This is a genomic window from Halosolutus gelatinilyticus (assembly GCF_023028105.1).
Classification (GTDB): domain Archaea; phylum Halobacteriota; class Halobacteria; order Halobacteriales; family Natrialbaceae; genus Halosolutus; species Halosolutus gelatinilyticus.
In genome coordinates this window covers 3720112-3738890 of sequence record NZ_CP095491.1, presented here as the reverse complement: position 1 = coordinate 3738890, position 18779 = coordinate 3720112, and the positions used below count along the sequence as shown (strand labels likewise).

Sequence of the window (18779 nt, the reverse complement as noted above, 5' to 3'; positions counted from 1 at the left end):
GGAAGGACCTCAGAAGTAGAAGCGTTTCAGGCGCGATCGAGCCCACGGCGCCGGAACGGACGAGACTGCCAGCGATCTGCACCGCAATCGAACTTCGGTGACCGGTCGCCGATCGCTCAGAGTCCCGGAAGCAACTCAAGCGTCCCGGTTGCGTACAGCGCGACGAGGACGATCGCGGCGACGATGCCGACGCGGATCGCCAGTTTGATCGCGATCTTGATGGCGACGATCGCGACGGCGACCGCGGCGAGCACGGCCAGCACGAGGAGTATCCCTGTTCCGGAGGTAAACGGTTCCATATCCGAGGTACTGAACCGAAAGAACGTAATCTTTCTGGGTAGCCTGACTGATCCGATCCGATGACTCTCACGATTGGTGATCAGTACGGTTCGCCGGCCGTTCGGCGCCGTGAAAGAGAAAACCACTCGCAGACGTGGCGGATATTCTTTATCGAAATCACTTTCAGGAGGCTCTGAAAATCGTTAAGGCCGTCGGCCACGTAGTGTCTAACAACACAGGAGACGCCCGTTTCGACGGTCGTCCTCCGAACGAACCACGACAGGACACAGAGATATCTGTACAACCACATTTGCACTATTACAAGCAAAGTAGCGTAACATCACCACGTTTTATGATGGATGCATGAATACCAGACCTTCGTCACGAATGATGCAACTCAGGACCCGGACCCCGATCGGAATCGACGCACAACGTCGGGATAGCGACGAGGTGGGCCGCGCATGAGCGAATCCGAACTCTCCGCGGAGGACCTCACCCTCCCGATCAAGCGCACCGACGGCGACACGCTGGAGGAGCGCATGACTGCCAACGCGTATCATAACATCCTTCCTGCCCGTTATCTGCGGAAGGACGCCGACGGCGAACTCGTCGAGGAGCAGGAGGACCTCTTCGATCGCGTCGGCAAGAACATCGCGCTGGCCGAAGCGGTGTACGAGGCTGAGAAGCACGACCTCGAGCTCACCGTCACACCCGACCAGCTCAAGCCCGAGCATCCGCGGCGCGACGAACTCGCGGAGGACGTGTTCGGCGAAGGGGTCTCGATCGAGGACGACGCTGAGACGACGCTCACCGAGCAGAACGTCACCAAGTTCGCCTACGACACGGTCGTTCCGGAGCTCCCCGACGAGGTCCGCGGACACGTCGAGGACGTCGCCGAGACGTTCATCGAGGGGATGGAGACGCTCTCCTTTATGCCGAACTCGCCCACTCTGATGAACGCGGGCGACGAACTCCAGCAGCTCTCGGCCTGTTTCGTCATGAGCCCGGACGACGACCTCTCGGACATCCACGAGACGGCCAAGAAGGCCGCCGAGGTCTTCCAGTCCGGCGGCGGCGTCGGCTACGGGTTCTGGCAGCTGCGCCCCTACGGGGACGCCGTCGGCTCCACCGGCGGCATCGCCTCCGGTCCGATCACCTTCATGCGGACCTACGACCAGCTCTGCGAGACGATCGCGCAGGGCGGCACGCGCCGCGGCGCCCAGATGGGCATCATGCGCGTCTCACACCCCGACGTCATCGAGTTCATCCACGCCAAGAACAAGGACGTCTCCCTGGCTCACTGCCTCCGGCTGAACGATCCGGACGACTACACCTACACCTCGTTCGCCGAGGCCCTGGAGGAGGCTCGCGACCTCATCGACGACGAAGGCCGGGTCCCCAAACACCTTCGCAACGCCGTCGAGGGCCACCTCTCGAACTTCAACATCTCCGTCGGCGTCACCGACGAGTTTATGGCGGCGCTCCAGAACGGCGAGGAGTACACCTTCACCAACCCGCGCACCGAGGAGCCCCACGTCGCGACCGAGGAGACCAAGGAGATGTACGAGCGCTACGGCCTCGGCGAGTACGTCGAGGTCGGCGAGGAGCTTTCGGTCCCCGCGGAGATCGTCTGGGAGCGCATCGTCGAGGGCGCCCACGAAAACGGCGAACCGGGGGTCATCTACCTCGAGCGCGTGAACAAGGAACACTCGTTCGACGTCGAAAAGCACGACGACCACCGGATCCTCGCGACGAACCCCTGCGGCGAGCAGCCGCTGGAAGAGTACGAAGCCTGTAATCTCGGCCACATCAACCTCTCGACGCTCGCCGACCTAGACGCCCCGGACTGGCGCGTCTGGAGCGAGAAGCACGCCGACGAGTACGACTCGTTCGAGGCGGCCGTCGACGCCTTCCTCGAAGGGGCGATCGACTACGAGGAGTTCGACGAACGCATCGAGTACGGGACGCGGTTCCTGGAGAACGTCGTCACGATGTCGGACTTCCCCGTCCCCGAGATCGAGCAGAAGGTCCGGGACATGCGCAAGATCGGCCTCGGCGTGATGGGGCTCGCGCAGCTGTATATCCAACTCGGCATCCGCTACGGCAGCGAGGAGGGCAACGAGGTCGCCCGCCAGCTGATGACCCACATCAATCGCGAGGCGAAGGCCACGAGCCATGAACTCGCGCTCGAACGCGGCTCGTTCAACGACTGGGCGGACTCGAAGTACGCCGACCCCATCGAGTACCGCGAGTGGTTCGAACACCAGACCGGCGAGGACGCCGGCGACTGGGCGGACGGGTTCCCCATCCGCAACCACAACGTGACGACGATCGCGCCCACGGGAACGACGTCGATGGTCGGCAATACGACCGGCGGCTGCGAGCCCATCTACAACGTCGCTTACTACAAGAACGTCACCGACGACGTGCAGGGCGACGAGATGCTCGTCGAGTTCGACGACTACTTCCTGCGCGTGCTGGAGGCCAACGACATCGACGTCGACGAGGTCAAGCGAGAAGCCCAGGAGCAGATGGCCACGAACCGGTTCGAGGGCGTCGAAGGCTTGTCGACCGTGCCGGACGCGATCGGCGAACTGTTCGTCATCACCAGCGACCTCTCGGCGAAGGACCACGCCGCCGTCCAGTGTGCCTGCCAGGAGGGCGTCGACTCCGCCATCTCGAAGACGGTCAATGCGCCCAACGACTCCACGCTCGAGGACGCCAAGGAGGTCTTCGAGTGGGTCTACGACCACGGCGGCAAGGGCGTCACCTACTACCGCGACGGCACGCGGAGCAAGCAGGTGCTGACCACGCGCGCCGACAACACCGACTTCGCGGACGAAACCGAAGCCGCGGCGGCGCTGGTCGAGCAGATCGACGAGATCTTCGGCGGCCTCGAAGCGTTCCTCGAGAGCGAGGACGTCCGGGACGTACTCGAGGAGGATCTCGATACGGCGCTGGCCGACGACGACCGCGAGCCGATTCAGGTCGACTTCACCGAAAAACGCGAGCGGCCCGACGCGCTCCAGGGCGTCAGCCAGCGGATCGACACCGGCTACGGCAAGGTCTACGTGACGATCAACGAGGACCCCGAGACCGGCCAGCCGTTCGAACTGTTCGCGAACATCGGCCACTCCGGCGGCTTCACGAACTCCTTCACCGAGGCGCTGGCGAAGGTCATCTCGACCTCGCTGCGCTCCGGCGTCGACCCCGACGAGATCGTCGACGAACTCTGTGGCACTCGCAGCCCGAAGGTCGCCTGGGACAAGGGCGAACAGATCCAGTCGATCCCGGACGCGATCGGCACCGCGATGCGCCGGTACCTGGAGGACGAGATCGACAAACCGTATCCGACCCAACAGACGCTGGAGGAGTCGGCCGACGCCACGTCGATCGAACAGGACGGACCCAAAACCGACGGCGGCGCGGCGGCCGAGAGCGGATCGAACGAGGACGCGACGCAGGACCTCATTGACGCCGGCGAGTCGCCCGAGTGTCCGGACTGCGGCGCGTTGTCGCTGTACTTCTCCGAAGGCTGCAAGACGTGCGAATCCTGTGGCTGGAGCGAGTGCTGAGCGCCGATCGGCCCTGTCTAACCGGCGGTAACGCCGATTCGGGGTCGCTCATCGATCGCCGAATTTTGCTCCGCCGCTGCGGTTTTCCAAGCACTTAGCAGTTCCCGCGCCGAACACACCGTCGATGACCGACGAGGGGACGACACCCGAGGCCGATCGAGGGGGCGAATCCACCGGTGGACGCCCGTGTCCGCGGTGCGAACGGCCGCTGTACAAGCGCCACTGCAAGTACGTCTGTCCGCAACACGGCGTCGTCTACGACTGTTCCGACACGTTTTGGGTGTGACGCGTAGACTGCGCGGCGCCCGCCATGAACCGAACGCCAACCGATCGGGGCTAGTACGCGGTCGAGAACGAACGCTCGACGAGCGCGAGGTAACCGAGGAGTAGAGGGTTCGAGTCCGACCTAACGAAGTCGAGCGGGCGCTCGTCGCCAATCGACCCGCGGCTCCCCTCGCCGGGGAGGCGGCCGATCGTCAGGCGTCCGACGGGGTAGGCGACTCCGTCGACTGCGGCTCGGATCGAACCAGTCGGTACGCGGGGCCGGCGAGCAGGAGCGCGGCGGCGACGGCACAGCCGATCGCGAGCGCGACGCTCGTTCCAGCGAGACCGTCCGTCGACAGCGTCGCGGCGGAGGCGCCGACGACGACCGCGGCGATCGTCCACGGGAGTTCGCCGATCGCCGTCCCGACCACCAGTTGGCGAAGTCGAACATCCGCGATCGCGGCCGCGGCCGTCGCGACGTCGGACGGAATCGGTGCGAGTCGCGACGCGACGACGCCTCGGACCGGGCCGGCGGTCTCGTAATAGCGATCGATTGCGGTGCCGGTGCGTTCGAACAGCCGCTCGACTGGTCCGGCGATCGCCGTCGACAGTCTCCCGGAATCGGTGGTCGGGCCAGTTTTAGCTGCCGCTCCGTCGGCGTCGATCGTCACCCACGTGACGGCGAGAAAGACCGGGATCACGGTCGCGACGACGCCGACGAGAGCGATCGGAACGCCGAGTGCGACGCCGAAGCCGTAGCCGGCGACGGCGGCGAGCGGGGTCGTCGGCCACGCGAACAGAGGTCGGACGAGGTAGAGCCCCGCCACGACCAGTCCGAACAGGAGCGGGTCGGCCGCGATCGACGCGACCGCTGCCGCCGTCGCGGCCGGCGAAACGAGGACGCCGGCGACGACGGCGCCGATCACGACCAAACCCGCGATCGCCCGACGCGACGTCCGTACCATCGGTCGGAGTTTTCTCTCGACCGTTGAAGCTTTTGTGCCTCTTCTCGACCGGCGGACGGCACAACGTTTATTCGCTCCGCCGCGACAGCACGAACCGATGGCCGACGACCGCGAGGACGCCGCCGGACCCGACGCCGGCGACGGTACCGCCGACGATCGCGTCGAACTCGGACTGGCGCTGCTCGAACGCTTGGAACACGAGTCGCTCTCGCTGGCCGAGGTCGTCGATCGGATCGAAACCGTCACCAGCGACCCGACGGTGACGCGGACGATCCTCGATCGGGCGGAGCTGCGGGGCATCATCGAGCGAGAGGACGGTATCGTCCGCCCGAAGAGCCGCCAGTACGTCAGCTTCGAGCGGGACGTCGTCACGAAAGAAGGGGAGTTCTCCTGTCGGCGCTGTGGCTCCGGACTCTCCACGGGGCACTTCATCAAACTCGACGCCGGAGAACTCGGCCCGTTCGGGTCGTCCTGTATTCGAAAGGTGACCGGGCGGGAGTGACGCGCCGAGGCGCGAAATCCTGGCCGCGAGACGATCGCTATCGTCCCTGCCGGAGCTCTTCGATCAACTGTTCGATCGTCCGCTGTTGTCGTTCGATCAGTTCGGACTGCCGATCGACGGCCGCCTCGAGCGCGTCGAGTCGGTCCAAAACCTCTGGGGCCGGTTCGGATCGGCCGGAGTCCCGGACCGGCGCCGCGGAGTCCACGTCGACGGCCGCAGAACCGACCGGCTCCGCGTCGATCGGCACGTCGTCGAACAGCTCGGCCGTTTCGACGGGCGGCGACTCGCGGGTTCGCTCCCCGCCCTGGGGAGACCGGGAGTCGTCGGCGGATCGGCGCTCCCGATCGCGGTCGCGGCTGGCGTCGACCGAGTCCGGGATCGCGCTGTCGCCGGCGAGCGGATCGATCGCATCGGTCGGAGAATCCGCTGCCGCGTTCGCGGCGGTCTCGCCGGCGCCGTCCCGATCGTCGAGTTCGGGGGGATCCGCGTCGAGCGGGTCGACGCCGTCGCCGAAGTCGACCCTCGCGCCGCCGCGATCGGCGTCCTCGTCCTCGGCTTCGTCCTCGCCGACCGTCTCGTTGAGTTCCGCGAGCGACTCGACGTCGTGAAACTCGAACAGCGCGCGCTTGAGCCGTTCTCTGAGGTCGTTCGCCTGTTCGTTCGGGGCCTTGATCCGCTGCGGACGGCCGTCGACGGTGAGGACGATCTGCGTGGCGACGCTTCCGTCCTCGAAGGCGAGGCTGGTCACGTCGTCGAAGTGGTACTCCTCGTAATCGCCGTCCCAGACCGCTTCGCCGATGTGTTTGACGAGCCGGTTGCTCGTGATGATCAGGGTGAGTTCGCTAAAGCGGTACGTCTTGGTCACGGTCTCGCCCGGATCGGAGATCCCGTTGCCGTTCAACACGCCGGCGAGGACGGGGTGGAGAACCGCGTCGGTCTTGCTCGCCGGCACGGCGAACGTCTTCGCTCCCTCGAGGGCGTACTCGAGAGTGAACTTGGTCTTTCGCCGGCCCTCCGCGAGGGTGATCCGATCGGCGTCGTGGGGATACTTCTCGACCGATTCGTCGCTCAGCAGACCGTCGGCACGATAGATAATCGTGTTCGAAGGGGTGACGAAGAGTTCGTCCTCGCCGCCGAGAGAGACGCGCGCCGCGATCTCTTCGCCATCGAGAGTAGACTGGACGATTCCCGGAACGCTCATGCTCCGGGGTTCGTAAGGACCGGTGATAAAACCGTGGGTACCTGTTGGTGAGTCCCGTCCGGACCCAGCGCGCGTTCCGCCGACCCGGTTGCCGGGGTGAACCGCCCCGAATGCCTCGGCTGCGCGATGACGGTGACGACGTGCTTGCCGTGAGTCCTCGTCGCAAGACGGTCTCGAATGAGAAGGTTAAAGAACAGGACCGCACTACGGGAAAACGAGCCCGGGTGGCTTAGCTGGACATAGCGCCGCACTCATAGGGTTCAGAGATTCGGTGCGGTTTCGCCTTGGAAGCCTCCGTGTCCCGCGAGGACTGCCGAGCCTCGGACCTGGGACATGCGGAGATCGAGGGTTCGGAGCCCTCCCCGGGCACTACTCAATTTCTTTACATTCCCACGTATAGGGCGTGTTAGCTGCGATTCTTCTCTATCGTCTACTGACAAGCATATATCACATGCCACGATAGCGACCGCCAACCGTAGTCGCGTGGAAGTACGGCCAGATATGCGTACAAAAGATACAGCTATGCTCGGAAACGAGACAGCTGCCCCCGCGAGGTGGTTGGCGTGAGTGCCGACACCGGTGACGGATTCGGCCCGTTCTGCGGAGCGATCGGCTGCACCGAGGACGCCGACGTCGTCATCGATCACCCGAAACACGGCGAACGGACGGTCTGCTGGGATTACATTGGCGACTACGAGGTGATCCGGCAGTCGCAGCAGGGAGAAAACCCAGAACGGGATTGAAACATTTTCGATCGGCCGAACCTCCGCGCTTCAAGCGTCGCGACGAGCAGAAAACCCAGTACGGGATTGAAACGCCATCTTTTCGCCGACGTCCTCAACGATGCCTAGGGTCGCAGAAGTCAGAAAAGGTTCTGATGGATCAAATTCATCGAGAAATCGGAACTGGCGGGGTGATTTCGGCAAGTGACTTGATGAGCACTGCGATGAACTGGACTGGTTGAGTCACAGGAATTTGATGAGTGTTCAGACGGTTCACGTTCTCATTGGGAGTTCGTCGACGGCCTCGGCTGCCGTCACGCCATGTTCGACGAGCCGATCGGCGGCCAGCTGCCACGCGTAGTCGGCGAGTTCGGCATTAAGTCGGGGTTCATTCTCCAGAACTTGTAATTAATATCAAATTTGATAAAAAGACTTATTGTCCATAATGAAATATTTGATATCATGGATGATAGAGAATCCAAAAATAGGCGGAAAGTGCTAAAAGCAATAGCATCGGGAAGTGTAACTATGAGCGCGGTCCCTACGGTGTCGGCAAAACGGAACGGAGCCCGATATGAAGGCTTAGCATATGACCCAGTCACTCATGAGGTCTATGGTAATGCCTCAGCGCAATTCAACCAACTTCACGGCGATCTCCGAGGAAATCTCCGCCTCGGTGATGAACAGATAAACATGAGCAAGGCCCAGCAGGCATACACTGGCAAGGCGAAGGGAATGGTCCGAAGTAAACATGAATTCTTCGAGCAGGATGCTTCTGCTTCCGAGCAAACTACTCGTCATGTGCGTCTGAAGGCTATCGAGGATGGACTTACGGGGTATGTAGAAGATAATGGTGAAAAAGTTGCCTTCTCATTAATTCCGAAGTCTCGAGATTACGATCTTCGCTGGTTGCTTGATCAAACCGCTCCGGGCAAAGAGGGTAAGTAGAATGTCGTACACTATTCAGGAGAGGGCGGGCTATCACAGAAATGCGGACGACGAGAGTTCGAACATCAGTTCCTGGTCATACGAGGGATTCTTGGCATCGAGTGAGAATAATGGTGACCTCAACCCTCTTGAATTGAAAACACATGGTTCTAACCGGTGGACTACGCAAGCGCATTTCACAGAAGAGCCGACAATTCTTGACGATGACAAGGGGTGCCCGATCTACGATGGCGGTGCATGGTATACTGAAGGGACTGAGGCGACCTTCAGCATCTCTTACCCCGATCTGGATGCTGATCAGGATATTATTCACAGCGAAGCTCACTATCCAGATAGCAATGATGGAAATAGTGACTTCTCGTTCAACATTAGCCATAGCGTTGGACCGTTCTCTGCCGGACTGGCAGTGTCGGTCTTCCCAAGTGTGAACCTCACGAACGACTCGTATGTCGAAACTACGTGGAAGTTTGACCCCGGAGTTTCTGGCGAGGATCTTCCAGCAAGTCAGGAAGACGCGCGAGGCGTCCGCTGGGACTTTGAGGCCGAATCAACGACAGGTTGGTACACACCTCTAGTGAAGCATTCCTACTCTTGGGATGTCATCCATTACTGTTCTGGTCCGGGGGTAGTTACTACGGAGACGCCTGAATTAGCCTACATGCAGTCGGTCGAAATTGTCGAGTAGCCTATCTTAACATCTTTATCGAATTCTTAGAGCAGTCACAGACAGATGGCTAATCTATAGACAAGAACCAGAAAATACACCTAACCATGGCACTTCAATATAGCCACTAATGCCTACACGACGGGAATTATTATTTTCAGTTGCAGGAGGAACCATAGGTGGTGTTGGGGTGTATACAGGTATGTCCGTGCTTTCGACTGGCTACGGCTCGATAGAGTGGGCGAACGAGCGAGAAGAGGAAGTCTGGGCGGAAACAACGGTCCTTTCCACCGGTGGTCTCTTCTCATCTCCTGAAGTTAAATACGAAAATCGACATCGGATTTTCCCGACAAGACATTACCGTAGTGGCAATTCAAATATTGTTAAAACACGCACATATGATGTTGAGGTAGAAATCGAATCTAAAGATGGTGCGAGGAGTACTGGCCCGTTTACAATGACGTGGTCTCCAGCTGATTGTTATCACCAAAACTTAATAATTAGAGTTCTAAAGGACATGTCTGTCGAATTCATCCAAAAAGAGTGTTGAATCCCTCATAATAGTGATCTGGGTTCGCTATTCAAAGTCACAGCCCTACTCCCGGAACTGATCGGCGACCTCGTCAATCTAGTCGGCAGCCTTCTCGAGTCGCTGACGCACAGTTGAGTGCGACCTCTGGAACTCGTCGAATCGATCGAAGTAACGCTCGATCGCGATCTCCTTGAGGCGTTCGAGGTCGCTGTTGTCACTCATCGAGATCACGCTCCGTTTCGAGGTCGTCGCCGTCGTCTTCTTCGTCATCTTCGGCTTCGGCTTTCGGTCGGGCCGCCCGACCGGCCTCGGTGTCCGGCCAGTCCTCGCGCTGGTACTCGCCGGCGTGCTCGGAGTTGATGTGCTCGGTCAACTCCGAAATCTCGTCGGTCTCAAACTCGTAGTCATCCGGCGACGGGCAGGAGTGGCGGTTAGTCATCGGTCTCTCATACGGAGAGTAGATCCGAGATGTCTTGAATCTCCGGACGTGAGCGTTCAAAATGAAGGCCCCATACGCTCTACTCAACCGTCAAGCATCGCCTCCTTGGCTTTCTGGATCCGTACGTACTCCTCCTCGTCCGGGTTATCCCCATCGGGATGTACGTTCGCCATTTTCCGGCGAGCGACCGCCTTGACGACGTCGTCCGGTGCGTCCGGCACGATGTCCAGGATCTCGTGCGGATCCTCGTCGAGGCCGTCGTTGCTCGAGGCCGGCGGTGCCGCGATCGCCTCGCCCTCTGCAGGCGGCAGCTAGGCAACTTCGTCGATATCGCGAGCCGTGTCGATCTAGACGTCAGCCTTCCCCCAGCGCTCGAGTTCCTCGACGATGCTCTCGAACGCCTGTTTGTGCGAGACCGAAAGGTTCCCCGGATACGGTTCGTGATCGTTCGGGTCGCTCCAATCGTAGTATGTCATATAGAGAATGCAATGGCAATAAGAATTAATAAGGTTTCATTCATCTTTAGACTCGTAGTATGTCAGTCGACAATCCAGATTTTGACGAAGAAGACGAAAGAGGGACACCAGGTCCTGATGAGGCATATTGTATGAGTTGTGGTGAAATCATCAAAGCCGAAGCTGAAGTTTGTCCTGAGTGTGGGGTCCGACAGCAGGAAGCAGAAAACGGAACAATCTCTAACCTGCCCGATGCAAAGCAGTATGAACTAGAGAAAATTGCAAATAAGGATACAATCACGGTGATGCTGGTGAGTTTCCTTCTTACTCCCATTGGATATTACATGGTTGGCAAGACGGGGCTTGCTATCATAAACTTCCTCACATTGAACTATCTGCTTCTTGGCCCAATCCTTGTCCCGTTCCACACGAGGAAAATCATCAAAGATGCGCGCGAAGAACTCCTCCAGGCAGGTGTTGAGGGGTACTGATGCCACGGACAAAAGCCGTTGACGAGATTTTTTGCCGATCGTGTGGAGAACCAATCAAAGAGGAAGCGGAAATCTGCCCTGAATGCGGCGTTCGAAATAAGCAAGAAAAGAGTTCGCAGACGTCTTCGCCGCCTTCGGCAAGCGTCAAACATGATCCGTCACAGTACGAAACAACGGTATCCGACACGTGGTACTACGGAATCGCCGCTGGCGCTGGATTGTGGATCCTTCTTTTGGCAATTGCAAGTGCAACTGGTAGTGAGAGTGCGTTCCTGGGATTGATTGTGTTAGTTGCGTGGGTATTGATACCCGTTGCGACGTATTTTGATGCGAAATACGTTCGAGCGAATAGCCAATGGAATCCCAACACCGTAGTTTGGTGTATTGCAGGTGCTATCTGGCTGATAAACATCGTCTCGGCAGCAGCCTATCTATACCGGCGACATGAAGCACTAGGAGAGCCGTAACCCGTCTCTCCTCCCTATTTTATCGTTATTTGTCAAGTAGTTCATCCCGAGCCCACTTGAGCTGCTGAAACCGCCCACTCGAGCCGCCGGTATCCGGATGGCCCTCGAGATCTCTCACCTGTGCCTTGAATGCCGCGATGACGACCTCGTCCGGTGCGTCTGGTGCGACATCCAGGACCTCGTGTGGTTCCTCATCGCCGAGGATATCTCCTTCTGAGGGTGCCGGCGGCGCCGCGATCGCCTCGCCCTCTGCGGGCGGCAGTTGGGCGACTTCGTCGATATCTCGGGCGGTCTCGACACCACAGCGCTCGGCGAGCCGGACCCGGCGGACCCACAGCGCGATCGTGCGGGCGTTCTCCCGCTGGGTCTCCCAGCAGTCGCACGCGATCGCCGACTGCTCGTTAGCCCGCGCTTCCAGGTCACGGTAGTATGCCACAACGCTAACGTCGTCCGGGTCGTCGGACTTGTGCGGGATGTTCGGATCGTTGGCGTAGTGCTGGCTGGCCGTCTCGATCTGGACGTCGGTCTTCCCCCAGCGCTCGAACTCCTCGACAATCGACTCGAACGCCTGCTTGTGCGAGACCGAGATGTTTCCTGGGTACGGTGTCGGCGGTCCGATCGTAGCCCGCGGGCCAGTCAAGTCGTTCCTCGGTAGCAGCGCTACTCATTGCGATCGGCCTCCTCGCAGACCGCCTCGATCGCGAGCTTGTGCGCCTCCTCGAAGTGCTCCTCGAGGAACTCGATATCTTCTCCGAGATGTTTTCGAATCCTGTTCCGGACGATCGACTCTACCTTGTACCGGTAGTTGTCCGATACATCGGCCTCTCCGCTGATGATCTCCTTTTCGCGATCAGTCAGCAGGGCCCGGCCCTCCTCGCTCATTACCTCAACTGTTTCTTGTGTGGCCATAAATTACCCCATGCCGTAATCTTACTCCATTACGTAAGTAACTTACGCCTAAGGGTATGTACTCTACTAAGTGTATACGCTATAGAGTAAGAATTAAGTGCCTGGCGAATAGAGTAGTAACTGAGCACGGGAGTCGGCCGCAGAAACTGGCCGCGGGCGTTGGAGCGCCCTCGACCGTGCCTTCGGTGAAAGGCAGATGGCAACTACGCAACGCACCAACCAAGATGTTTCGGATGCACCGGCACAGATCGACGACGTCGTCCTCGAGCGTCGATCGTGGAACTACGCGTACATCGGCGAAGACGAGGAAGGTCGACACCACCACATCGATCGGAAACTCGAGCGCGTCGTCGTCACGAACTCACGCGCCGATCGCGACGACTCGGGGGCGGTCCCGGTCTTCACGCTTGAAGGTCCAATCCTGCACGCGCGGCGAGTCAGCGAGCATCCAGACGCGGACGGCACGGACGACGGCGTCGCGATCTGGATCGACTTCATCGACGAGCACGTCGGCTGGGCCGAACGCCCGGTTTCGGCGGCCGATCGCCTCCAAGACGCGCTTGCGGAGGGCCTGCGATGACGATCAGTAGCGCGGCCGTCCACAAGCGCCCCAACTACGTCGACGTCGACTGGGACGAGGCCTTCGACGAGGCCCGCGGGCCCGAGCCGTCGATCGACGAAGCCGGGGCGGTCGCCGGGCCCGAGGTTCGTGCCGACGGCGCTGGTGATAGCTGGGGGCCCGACCCGGCCGGACTGCGAGAGGGGGAACCGACTGACGACCGAACGCACGCGGCGCGGAACGCGGAGAACTTAGCCATGGCAGACCACGAATTCGACTCGAACAGCAGCACCGACGCGCTTCCGGCACTCCATATCGGCGACCACGTGACCGATCGCGACGATGACGACGGTGCGCCGATGATCGTCGTCGGGCTCGATACGCTTCGTGCAGACGCGTACGAACTCGGAAACGGCGGGCCAACCGTCGCGGCGGCGAACCCGGACTACCCGGAGCAGGACGACGTCGTCGAGATCGTTTTTCCAACCGGACGGGTATGGAGATCGACAAGAAGCGCTACGCGTACCCGCGATCGAGGCTGGAACTCGTGGCGCCGATCCACGATCGTGACGGCGAGGGAGGTGAGGCGTGATGCCGTTCAACGGCCCGGGCTACGAACCCACTCTCGATCTCCCGGACGGCCTGTCGTACTGCGTCGCCTGTGGGACGATCATGGTGTACCACTCGTCCCGTGACTGCCCTTCGTACACGCTCGCGGAGCGCCTCGAGGAGATCGAGGAACAACTCGACGCGTTGGGAGAGGACGGTGAGACGATCGCGGAGCACATCGTTGAGAGCCACGAGAAGATCGACGAACGGTTCGAAGACATCGAGCAACGCCTCGATCGCGCCGAGCGCGACATCGGCCTCGTTGATGGCGGGTACTGATGGCTGAACTCCGGTCGATCGACTCTTGCCAGTAGATAGTTGAACGATTTCTTTATTTAGAGCTAGCTGTGAAAGCTGTGTTCAGTATAGGACAAGCAGTTACCAAGGCAGCTATTGATTTGTCCGAAGTATGCCAAAAGTCGCCTGCTGAATATAGAAGATGCGTTCCGCATAGAGGCTTCGTTTTGTTTCGCGTCAACGACGAGGAACCAACTACTCAGTAGACCTACTTACTGCGCACATTCAATATCGACATCTCGGAAGTTTTCTATTTTGATAGAATCTGACGGATACGGTCTACTATTGCTTCCTCCTCAGTCTTTTCGACTATTTCTTTCCCGCCGTCTCTCATCTTTTCTCTCGTGTCCTCACCATCGTCTTCTCCTTCTTCACCACCTTTTTCGAGCATTTCACCGGTCTCCTCATCGCCTTCTCGGAACGTCCCGCCTACTTCGTCGCCACCTTCTTCAAGCCTTTCACCGGTCTCCTCATCACCTTCTCGGAACGTCCCGCCTACTTCGTCGCCACCTTCTTCAAGCCTTTCACCGGTCTCCTCATCACCTTCTCGGAGCGTCCCGCCTACTTCGTCGCCACCTTCTTCGACCGTCTCAGCTGTCTTCTTACCACTCTCTTCAACCATCTCACCTGTCTTCTTACCACTCTCTTCAACCATCTCACCTGCCTCTTCACCACTTTCTTCGACCATCTCGCCGGTCTCCTCACCACCCTCTTTGAGCATCTCGCCCGCCTCTTCGAGCATCTCACCCGCCTCTTCACCACTTTCTTCGACCATATCACCGATCTGTTTACTTCCCTCTTCGATCTGATCGCTGATCCCCTCGCTGGACTCTCTAATTCGGTTGGCGACGTTCTCCGTGGTCCTCTCCGTCTTTTTTGCTACTTTTTTACCGCCCTTCTGGACTTGATCAGCCGCACCGTGGGTCGTCCTCCACGTACGACTTTTGACTGTATCAATGGCTCCATGACCCTGCTTTGAGGAGCCGTCTCCCTCAGAACCGACCTTTTCGCTTACTGAACCAAACCAATCTCGGAGTACGTAACCAAGGCCGATGAGAGTGACTACATCAATTAGACGGGGACGAGATCTCCCCTTCTCAGTAGTCATTCTCTCCTCATCTCTGGTCGCCATTTCCTCCTCGGTTCTCCTTCTCTCTTCGTGTCTGGTCGTCCCCTCGTGTGGAGAGGTTATATCTGGCTTACGTGACATCAATTAATATCACCAGCCCCTACTGACAGGAGACTTCGGCCAGCACCAGCAAGTCGAAAAATGTAGTTTGATAATCATTTTCCAAATAGCATGTGCGGATAATAGAAGATATGGAGCGCATACGAGAGATAAACGCGTGTGTTCACTCGGTAGAAGACGGTCTGAACAGGTAAAGAACGGAAGAGTAGGTGATGAAGTACCAGTCACCAATCATCCCGACAGGTGCAGGCACGTACGTTTTCCTTAATCGGTGGAGACCCTCCTTAAACGGTGGAGACCCCTAAGATGAGGAATCATGAGTGATACAACAGACTCTAAAATGAACCATGGTAGACGGGACGATTACAATTCCCTGAACACAGATGCAATGCAGTGGGTGAGCGCCCTTGTCGCACTGATCGGCCTCTACGTTGTCGCGTCGCCGTTCATCTTCGAGTCGACGGACGCGGCGGCTTGGAATGATACGCTCGTCGGGACTGGGATCTTCCTGCTCGCCGGATACAACTTCGTCCGGCTGTCGAGAGACCGGCTGGCGAGCGTCGGCGTCGCATCGCTAGCCGTTCTCCTAGGCCTCTGGCTGGTCGCTGCACCCTCCGTTATCGACATGGGGAGCGACACGCTGGCCACCGGGACCGCGATCTCAGGGGCGGTCACCGCTATTCTCTCGGCGTATAATGCCTACGCGAACAGCAAGGCTGACGCGCCTGAGCATACCCGTGCTCGTGCCTAAATTCCTGTAGAAGACCACGCGTCCTCTGTTACGCGTTTTATCGTACACGTAGTTGTGGATAGTTAGCGGTTTGTTCAATCCGCTCACGTTGTTATCGCCCCGTCTGATTCGGTTTCAGGAACGGTTCTAAATACGGAAAGTATGTTATTATCTACTGATATGGTGATCATCTCAGTCTGCTAGATCCTCACTGTCTAATTAGAAAATATGTGTATTTATCACGGTTTTGATCATCGTATATAATAGGTTATACCAAAGATCCTTGGAAACAATCTAATCTAATCTTGGGCTATGCCGATAAACATAATATGGCATGCTCCAAGCCTGAGAAGACCGTTGCGAAGTGTAGTAGCTGTGGGCAAATCCACGTCGTTGAAATTAGGAGCGATGGATCAGTACTTCTGATCGGAGTGGGACTAGTAAACGAGTGTTCGTGTGGGGAAGAGTGATTAGATATTCTACAGGTACAGGTCGAACCACAACAACCTCTTGACTAACTCACTCACGATCAGTTCGCATCTGTACGCAACGAACTAGTCGGTCCTGATTCAGCGTGAACTTCGGTTTCGAAATGACGCCCAGTATACCTTTTATATCTGTCATCGAATCCATCGGTAATGATTAAGAATCGGTGGGTGTTCGACGACGCGTATCCGACGCAGATTCTCCATCGAAACGCCGAAATGGACTCACTCTCCCGGCTGCTTGAGCCCGCACAATACGGGCACCCCGCGGATAACGCCCTCATCCACGGTCCCAGCGGTGTCGGGAAAACGGCCTCTGCTCGCTGGATGCTACGCGATCTCCGCCAGCGCGCCGACGTCAACTCCGCGCTGATCGAGTGCTCCGGTAAAACACGGAACGGAATCCTACACGAAGCGATCGAAAAGTACCCGAAGGGGACGGTCGTCCACCGCAACCAGCCCCACGACGAACTCCTAGAGATGTTCCAGAGGATCGTCGACGAGCCGTTCATCATCGCTCTCGACGAGGCTGACGTCATCCCCGATCTGGACGTCCTCGGCGATCTCCTCTCGGTCGAGGAGGTCTCGGTGATCGCGATCACGCACGCGGACACCGAGTGGCTCAATCGTGTCGATCGGAACCTCCGACCGCAGTTCCACGGCGATCGCCAGATCGAGTATCGAAAATATCGCGTTCCGGAGCTCGTCGGCATCCTCGAGCCCCGAGTCGAGCACGGGCTGATCGGAAACCCGATTTCGATCGGCCAGCTGGAGTGAATCGCTGACGAAACCGGTGGGGTTGCACGGTACGCGATCAAGTCTGTGCTCGCCGCCGCCGAGATCGCGATGGACCGCGACCACGGGACGATCCGCGAAAGCGATGTCCGGGACTCGTTCGATCGTGCAAAGCGCATGATCCGAAAGGCCAACCTGCGGTCGCTACCGGTGACGCATCTCCGACTGTACGAGCTCCTGCGCGCGGTCGGCCCGATCGGAACCGAACTGAAAGACGTCTACCATGAGCACAAAGAGGCGATCTTCGAGGGGGAGCAACGCGAGCCAGTCGCATGGCGACAAGCATGGAACTATCTGAGCAAGATTGCCGACTACGATTTGGTGAGGATGCCCGGCAAGACCAATTCAAAAGTATACGAAGTCGTCGATCCAGAGTTAGAAGCACCTGTCGAATTCGAGATCGGAGATACTGTGTACAGTAATTGATATTATATCTCTGTGCCTAATACCAGGATAATTCTGAGTTGACCAATTCGTTACATAACCATGCGAACTGATCGCGGTGAGATCGTCAGGGCCTCACTTGCGAGTAATCGTCAACTCCTCACCGTCGATCCGCACCCGATAATCGTCGATCGGGAACGACAGGATAACATGTCCTTCGCCAGCGACAAGCGCGTCTAGCGCTTCTGGATCGATGTGATCGTACAACGTGGCGCCGAAAACGTCGGAGAGTTCCACCGGATCGACCTCTTCAAGGGTTGCAAGGGCAGTGATTGTAGCCGTACTCGCTACTGTGGCTGACCAATCGTACGTTCGCCGGAATAGTGCCCCTCGCGAGTTAGCGATCGCCCGGCCCCTTCTCGCTCTCGTTCTCCACCCATACTCTTCGCACAGCATCTGCGAAGAAAAGTTTGGTGTGATTTTCTGGGTAAATAACTGGGTGGCCTTACGATGGCTGGTTCCTGTTGAGTCGCCAGGTGAAAATCGCCCGCATGACGACGACGAGGCTGTTTCGCTCGCCGGCACCCCAGATCGCCGTCTCCTCGATCTCGTCGGTAGTGGAGGAATCCCCCGCGAGGGCGCTCACGAGAGCCGTCTCTTCGTCCGTGATCAGCAGGCTTCCAGCGGGCGTCTCCTCCCATTTCCAGAGGGTGTCGAACAGTTCGATCGACGGCACCTTTTCCCGAATGCGGTCTTTCACCTTCTCCGAGATACCCGCCAGATAAATATCGACCCCGCGGTCGGCGGCGACCTCCAGCGCGTCAAGGTGGTCGTCGGTGAGCAACTCATCGACGGTCATGTAAACGATCTGTTTGTCAGCGTCAGCGATGAACCCGTTAACGCGGGATGACACCGCTTCCCGTCCGGTGACTGTCCAGACGCCGAACTGTTCGCGTTGTGGTTGAACGGGGCCGATCTCCTCCAGACACTCCGCGAGTTTGGTAATCGTGTTCTCGCGTTTGACGTTCAGCAGTCGGATGATCGTTTCCTCAGAGATCACGGTGAACTTTCGCGGCGTCGTGTGCTGGATGTCGATGAATCCCAACTCGTAGAGTCGCTCTGCCGATTCGTACACGCGAGTTCGGGGAACACCATTGATTCGCGTGATGTCCCGTGCGGTTCCCGTTCCGAGTCGTAAGAGATTGATCAACGTTTGAGCTTCGTATGTGGACAGCCCAAGGTCTTGCAATCGGTCGAGCGCTTCGGCTTCGGCCTGCTCCTCCTCGAAATCCACCATGGTAACAATTGACTTGGAGAG

26 protein-coding genes and 1 tRNA gene are annotated in these 18779 nt (G+C 58.7%); 15 read left to right on the top strand and 12 right to left on the bottom strand.

What is annotated here, in order from left to right:
* Positions 1-116 precede the first annotated feature (116 nt).
* Positions 117-299, bottom strand: coding sequence for a hypothetical protein (locus tag MUH00_RS18380; protein WP_247001114.1), 183 nt, complete (start codon positions 297-299; stop codon positions 117-119).
* 441 nt (positions 300-740) lie between these two features.
* Here MUH00_RS18380 and MUH00_RS18375 point away from each other — a divergent pair, with 441 nt between their 5' ends.
* On the top strand, positions 741-3854 hold the full coding sequence (locus tag MUH00_RS18375) for an adenosylcobalamin-dependent ribonucleoside-diphosphate reductase (protein ID WP_247001112.1): 3114 nt from the start codon (positions 741-743) through the stop codon (positions 3852-3854).
* 124 nt (positions 3855-3978) lie between these two features.
* Positions 3979-4140 carry an HVO_2523 family zinc finger protein gene (locus MUH00_RS18370; protein WP_247001110.1) on the top strand — a complete coding sequence of 54 codons (162 nt, stop codon included), beginning with the start codon at positions 3979-3981 and terminating at the stop codon, positions 4138-4140.
* A 190-nt stretch (positions 4141-4330) separates the two neighbouring features.
* Here MUH00_RS18370 and MUH00_RS18365 read toward each other — a convergent pair whose 3' ends face one another.
* Entirely contained in the window at positions 4331-5083 is a 753-nt protein-coding gene (locus MUH00_RS18365) for a VTT domain-containing protein (protein ID WP_247001108.1), read from the bottom strand.
* A gap of 97 nt (positions 5084-5180) precedes the next feature.
* Here MUH00_RS18365 and MUH00_RS18360 point away from each other — a divergent pair, with 97 nt between their 5' ends.
* On the top strand, positions 5181-5585 hold the full coding sequence (locus MUH00_RS18360; RefSeq protein WP_247001106.1) for a DUF5830 family protein: 405 nt from the start codon (positions 5181-5183) through the stop codon (positions 5583-5585).
* Between the two features lie 37 nt (positions 5586-5622).
* Here the strand turns inward: MUH00_RS18360 and MUH00_RS18355 are convergent, their stop codons facing one another.
* The gene (locus MUH00_RS18355; protein WP_247001105.1) at positions 5623-6786 is read right to left on the bottom strand and encodes a DUF7115 domain-containing protein; all 1164 of its coding nucleotides are present in this window, start codon (positions 6784-6786) and stop codon (positions 5623-5625) included.
* 218 nt (positions 6787-7004) lie between these two features.
* Here MUH00_RS18355 and MUH00_RS18350 point away from each other — a divergent pair.
* The 5 genes from MUH00_RS18350 (at position 7005) to MUH00_RS18330 (ending at position 9670) form a co-directional block, all read left to right on the top strand.
* Positions 7005-7155: transfer RNA gene (locus MUH00_RS18350), tRNA-Met, on the top strand.
* Between the two features lie 194 nt (positions 7156-7349).
* The gene (locus MUH00_RS18345; protein WP_247001103.1) at positions 7350-7529 is read left to right on the top strand and encodes a hypothetical protein; all 180 of its coding nucleotides are present in this window, start codon (positions 7350-7352) and stop codon (positions 7527-7529) included.
* Positions 7530-7970: 441 nt separating this feature from the next.
* Complete coding sequence (locus tag MUH00_RS18340; RefSeq protein WP_247001101.1) at positions 7971-8456, top strand: hypothetical protein; 486 nt, start codon at positions 7971-7973, stop codon at positions 8454-8456.
* Between the two features lies 1 nt (position 8457).
* Positions 8458-9141: a hypothetical protein gene (locus MUH00_RS18335; RefSeq protein ID WP_247001098.1), complete on the top strand. Its 684-nt coding sequence runs from the start codon at positions 8458-8460 to the stop codon at positions 9139-9141.
* Positions 9142-9250: 109 nt separating this feature from the next.
* A complete protein-coding gene (locus MUH00_RS18330) occupies positions 9251-9670 on the top strand; it encodes a hypothetical protein (protein ID WP_247001096.1) in 420 nt (139 codons plus the stop codon).
* A gap of 78 nt (positions 9671-9748) precedes the next feature.
* Here the strand turns inward: MUH00_RS18330 and MUH00_RS22905 are convergent, their stop codons facing one another.
* The 4 genes from MUH00_RS22905 to MUH00_RS22900 form a co-directional block, all read right to left on the bottom strand.
* Positions 9749-9874 (bottom strand): hypothetical protein, encoded by a 126-nt coding sequence (locus MUH00_RS22905; protein WP_256464798.1) that lies wholly within the window; start codon positions 9872-9874, stop codon positions 9749-9751.
* Positions 9867-10091 (bottom strand): hypothetical protein, encoded by a 225-nt coding sequence (locus MUH00_RS18325; protein ID WP_247001095.1) that lies wholly within the window; start codon positions 10089-10091, stop codon positions 9867-9869. Before MUH00_RS18325 ends, MUH00_RS22905 begins: the two co-directional genes overlap by 8 nt.
* Positions 10092-10174: 83 nt before the next feature.
* Positions 10175-10312, bottom strand: coding sequence for a hypothetical protein (locus tag MUH00_RS18320; protein ID WP_247001092.1), 138 nt, complete (start codon positions 10310-10312; stop codon positions 10175-10177).
* A gap of 126 nt (positions 10313-10438) precedes the next feature.
* Positions 10439-10567: a hypothetical protein gene (locus tag MUH00_RS22900; protein WP_256464797.1), complete on the bottom strand. Its 129-nt coding sequence runs from the start codon at positions 10565-10567 to the stop codon at positions 10439-10441.
* A gap of 59 nt (positions 10568-10626) precedes the next feature.
* On the opposite strand from MUH00_RS22900, the gene MUH00_RS18315 reads away from it, so the two are divergent.
* Positions 10627-11037 carry a zinc ribbon domain-containing protein gene (locus MUH00_RS18315; protein WP_247001091.1) on the top strand — a complete coding sequence of 137 codons (411 nt, stop codon included), beginning with the start codon at positions 10627-10629 and terminating at the stop codon, positions 11035-11037.
* On the top strand, positions 11037-11504 hold the full coding sequence (locus MUH00_RS18310) for a zinc ribbon domain-containing protein (RefSeq protein ID WP_247001089.1): 468 nt from the start codon (positions 11037-11039) through the stop codon (positions 11502-11504). The genes MUH00_RS18315 and MUH00_RS18310 overlap by 1 nt, the downstream gene beginning before the upstream one ends.
* Positions 11505-11529: 25 nt before the next feature.
* Here the strand turns inward: MUH00_RS18310 and MUH00_RS18305 are convergent, their stop codons facing one another.
* Together MUH00_RS18305 and MUH00_RS18300 are read right to left on the bottom strand one after the other, a co-directional pair.
* Positions 11530-12144 carry a hypothetical protein gene (locus MUH00_RS18305; protein WP_247001087.1) on the bottom strand — a complete coding sequence of 205 codons (615 nt, stop codon included), beginning with the start codon at positions 12142-12144 and terminating at the stop codon, positions 11530-11532.
* A 20-nt stretch (positions 12145-12164) separates the two neighbouring features.
* Positions 12165-12386: a hypothetical protein gene (locus tag MUH00_RS18300; protein WP_247001085.1), complete on the bottom strand. Its 222-nt coding sequence runs from the start codon at positions 12384-12386 to the stop codon at positions 12165-12167.
* A gap of 223 nt (positions 12387-12609) precedes the next feature.
* On the opposite strand from MUH00_RS18300, the gene MUH00_RS18295 reads away from it, so the two are divergent.
* Positions 12610-12993: a hypothetical protein gene (locus tag MUH00_RS18295; RefSeq protein WP_247001083.1), complete on the top strand. Its 384-nt coding sequence runs from the start codon at positions 12610-12612 to the stop codon at positions 12991-12993.
* 570 nt (positions 12994-13563) lie between these two features.
* On the top strand, positions 13564-13860 hold the full coding sequence (locus MUH00_RS18290) for a hypothetical protein (protein ID WP_247001081.1): 297 nt from the start codon (positions 13564-13566) through the stop codon (positions 13858-13860).
* Positions 13861-14128: 268 nt separating this feature from the next.
* Here the strand turns inward: MUH00_RS18290 and MUH00_RS18285 are convergent, their stop codons facing one another.
* Positions 14129-15088: a hypothetical protein gene (locus MUH00_RS18285; protein ID WP_247001079.1), complete on the bottom strand. Its 960-nt coding sequence runs from the start codon at positions 15086-15088 to the stop codon at positions 14129-14131.
* A gap of 295 nt (positions 15089-15383) precedes the next feature.
* On the opposite strand from MUH00_RS18285, the gene MUH00_RS18280 reads away from it, so the two are divergent.
* The 3 genes from MUH00_RS18280 (at position 15384) to MUH00_RS18270 (ending at position 17503) form a co-directional block, all read left to right on the top strand.
* Complete coding sequence (locus MUH00_RS18280) at positions 15384-15818, top strand: SPW repeat domain-containing protein (protein WP_247001077.1); 435 nt, start codon at positions 15384-15386, stop codon at positions 15816-15818.
* A 617-nt stretch (positions 15819-16435) separates the two neighbouring features.
* Positions 16436-17059 (top strand): Cdc6/Cdc18 family protein, encoded by a 624-nt coding sequence (locus MUH00_RS18275; protein WP_247001075.1) that lies wholly within the window; start codon positions 16436-16438, stop codon positions 17057-17059.
* A gap of 45 nt (positions 17060-17104) precedes the next feature.
* Entirely contained in the window at positions 17105-17503 is a 399-nt protein-coding gene (locus MUH00_RS18270) for a Cdc6/Cdc18 family protein (protein WP_247001073.1), read from the top strand.
* A gap of 93 nt (positions 17504-17596) precedes the next feature.
* Here MUH00_RS18270 and MUH00_RS18265 read toward each other — a convergent pair whose 3' ends face one another.
* Positions 17597-17758 carry a HalOD1 output domain-containing protein gene (locus tag MUH00_RS18265; protein ID WP_247001071.1) on the bottom strand — a complete coding sequence of 54 codons (162 nt, stop codon included), beginning with the start codon at positions 17756-17758 and terminating at the stop codon, positions 17597-17599.
* A 208-nt stretch (positions 17759-17966) separates the two neighbouring features.
* A complete protein-coding gene (locus tag MUH00_RS18260) occupies positions 17967-18758 on the bottom strand; it encodes a TrmB family transcriptional regulator (protein WP_247001069.1) in 792 nt (263 codons plus the stop codon).
* Positions 18759-18779: the final 21 nt, after the last annotated feature.

Excerpts from the sequence above, each read along its gene's own strand:
- MUH00_RS18380 (WP_247001114.1), bottom strand. The coding sequence starts at position 299 with ATGGAACCGTTTACCTCCGGAACAGGGATACTCCTCGTGCTGGCCGTG.
- MUH00_RS18375 (WP_247001112.1), top strand. The coding sequence starts at position 741 with ATGAGCGAATCCGAACTCTCCGCGGAGGACCTCACCCTCCCGATCAAG.
- MUH00_RS18370 (WP_247001110.1), top strand. The coding sequence starts at position 3,979 with ATGACCGACGAGGGGACGACACCCGAGGCCGATCGAGGGGGCGAATCC.
- MUH00_RS18365 (WP_247001108.1), bottom strand. The coding sequence starts at position 5,083 with ATGGTACGGACGTCGCGTCGGGCGATCGCGGGTTTGGTCGTGATCGGC.
- MUH00_RS18360 (WP_247001106.1), top strand. The coding sequence starts at position 5,181 with ATGGCCGACGACCGCGAGGACGCCGCCGGACCCGACGCCGGCGACGGT.
- MUH00_RS18355 (WP_247001105.1), bottom strand. The coding sequence starts at position 6,786 with ATGAGCGTTCCGGGAATCGTCCAGTCTACTCTCGATGGCGAAGAGATC.
- MUH00_RS18340 (WP_247001101.1), top strand. The coding sequence starts at position 7,971 with ATGGATGATAGAGAATCCAAAAATAGGCGGAAAGTGCTAAAAGCAATA.
- MUH00_RS18335 (WP_247001098.1), top strand. The coding sequence starts at position 8,458 with ATGTCGTACACTATTCAGGAGAGGGCGGGCTATCACAGAAATGCGGAC.
- MUH00_RS18330 (WP_247001096.1), top strand. The coding sequence starts at position 9,251 with ATGCCTACACGACGGGAATTATTATTTTCAGTTGCAGGAGGAACCATA.
- MUH00_RS22905 (WP_256464798.1), bottom strand. The coding sequence starts at position 9,874 with ATGAGTGACAACAGCGACCTCGAACGCCTCAAGGAGATCGCGATCGAG.
- MUH00_RS18325 (WP_247001095.1), bottom strand. The coding sequence starts at position 10,091 with ATGACTAACCGCCACTCCTGCCCGTCGCCGGATGACTACGAGTTTGAG.
- MUH00_RS22900 (WP_256464797.1), bottom strand. The coding sequence starts at position 10,567 with ATGACATACTACGATTGGAGCGACCCGAACGATCACGAACCGTATCCG.
- MUH00_RS18315 (WP_247001091.1), top strand. The coding sequence starts at position 10,627 with ATGTCAGTCGACAATCCAGATTTTGACGAAGAAGACGAAAGAGGGACA.
- MUH00_RS18310 (WP_247001089.1), top strand. The coding sequence starts at position 11,037 with ATGCCACGGACAAAAGCCGTTGACGAGATTTTTTGCCGATCGTGTGGA.
- MUH00_RS18300 (WP_247001085.1), bottom strand. The coding sequence starts at position 12,386 with ATGAGCGAGGAGGGCCGGGCCCTGCTGACTGATCGCGAAAAGGAGATC.
- MUH00_RS18295 (WP_247001083.1), top strand. The coding sequence starts at position 12,610 with ATGGCAACTACGCAACGCACCAACCAAGATGTTTCGGATGCACCGGCA.
- MUH00_RS18290 (WP_247001081.1), top strand. The coding sequence starts at position 13,564 with ATGCCGTTCAACGGCCCGGGCTACGAACCCACTCTCGATCTCCCGGAC.
- MUH00_RS18285 (WP_247001079.1), bottom strand. The coding sequence starts at position 15,088 with ATGTCACGTAAGCCAGATATAACCTCTCCACACGAGGGGACGACCAGA.
- MUH00_RS18280 (WP_247001077.1), top strand. The coding sequence starts at position 15,384 with ATGAGTGATACAACAGACTCTAAAATGAACCATGGTAGACGGGACGAT.
- MUH00_RS18275 (WP_247001075.1), top strand. The coding sequence starts at position 16,436 with ATGATTAAGAATCGGTGGGTGTTCGACGACGCGTATCCGACGCAGATT.
- MUH00_RS18260 (WP_247001069.1), bottom strand. The coding sequence starts at position 18,758 with ATGGTGGATTTCGAGGAGGAGCAGGCCGAAGCCGAAGCGCTCGACCGA.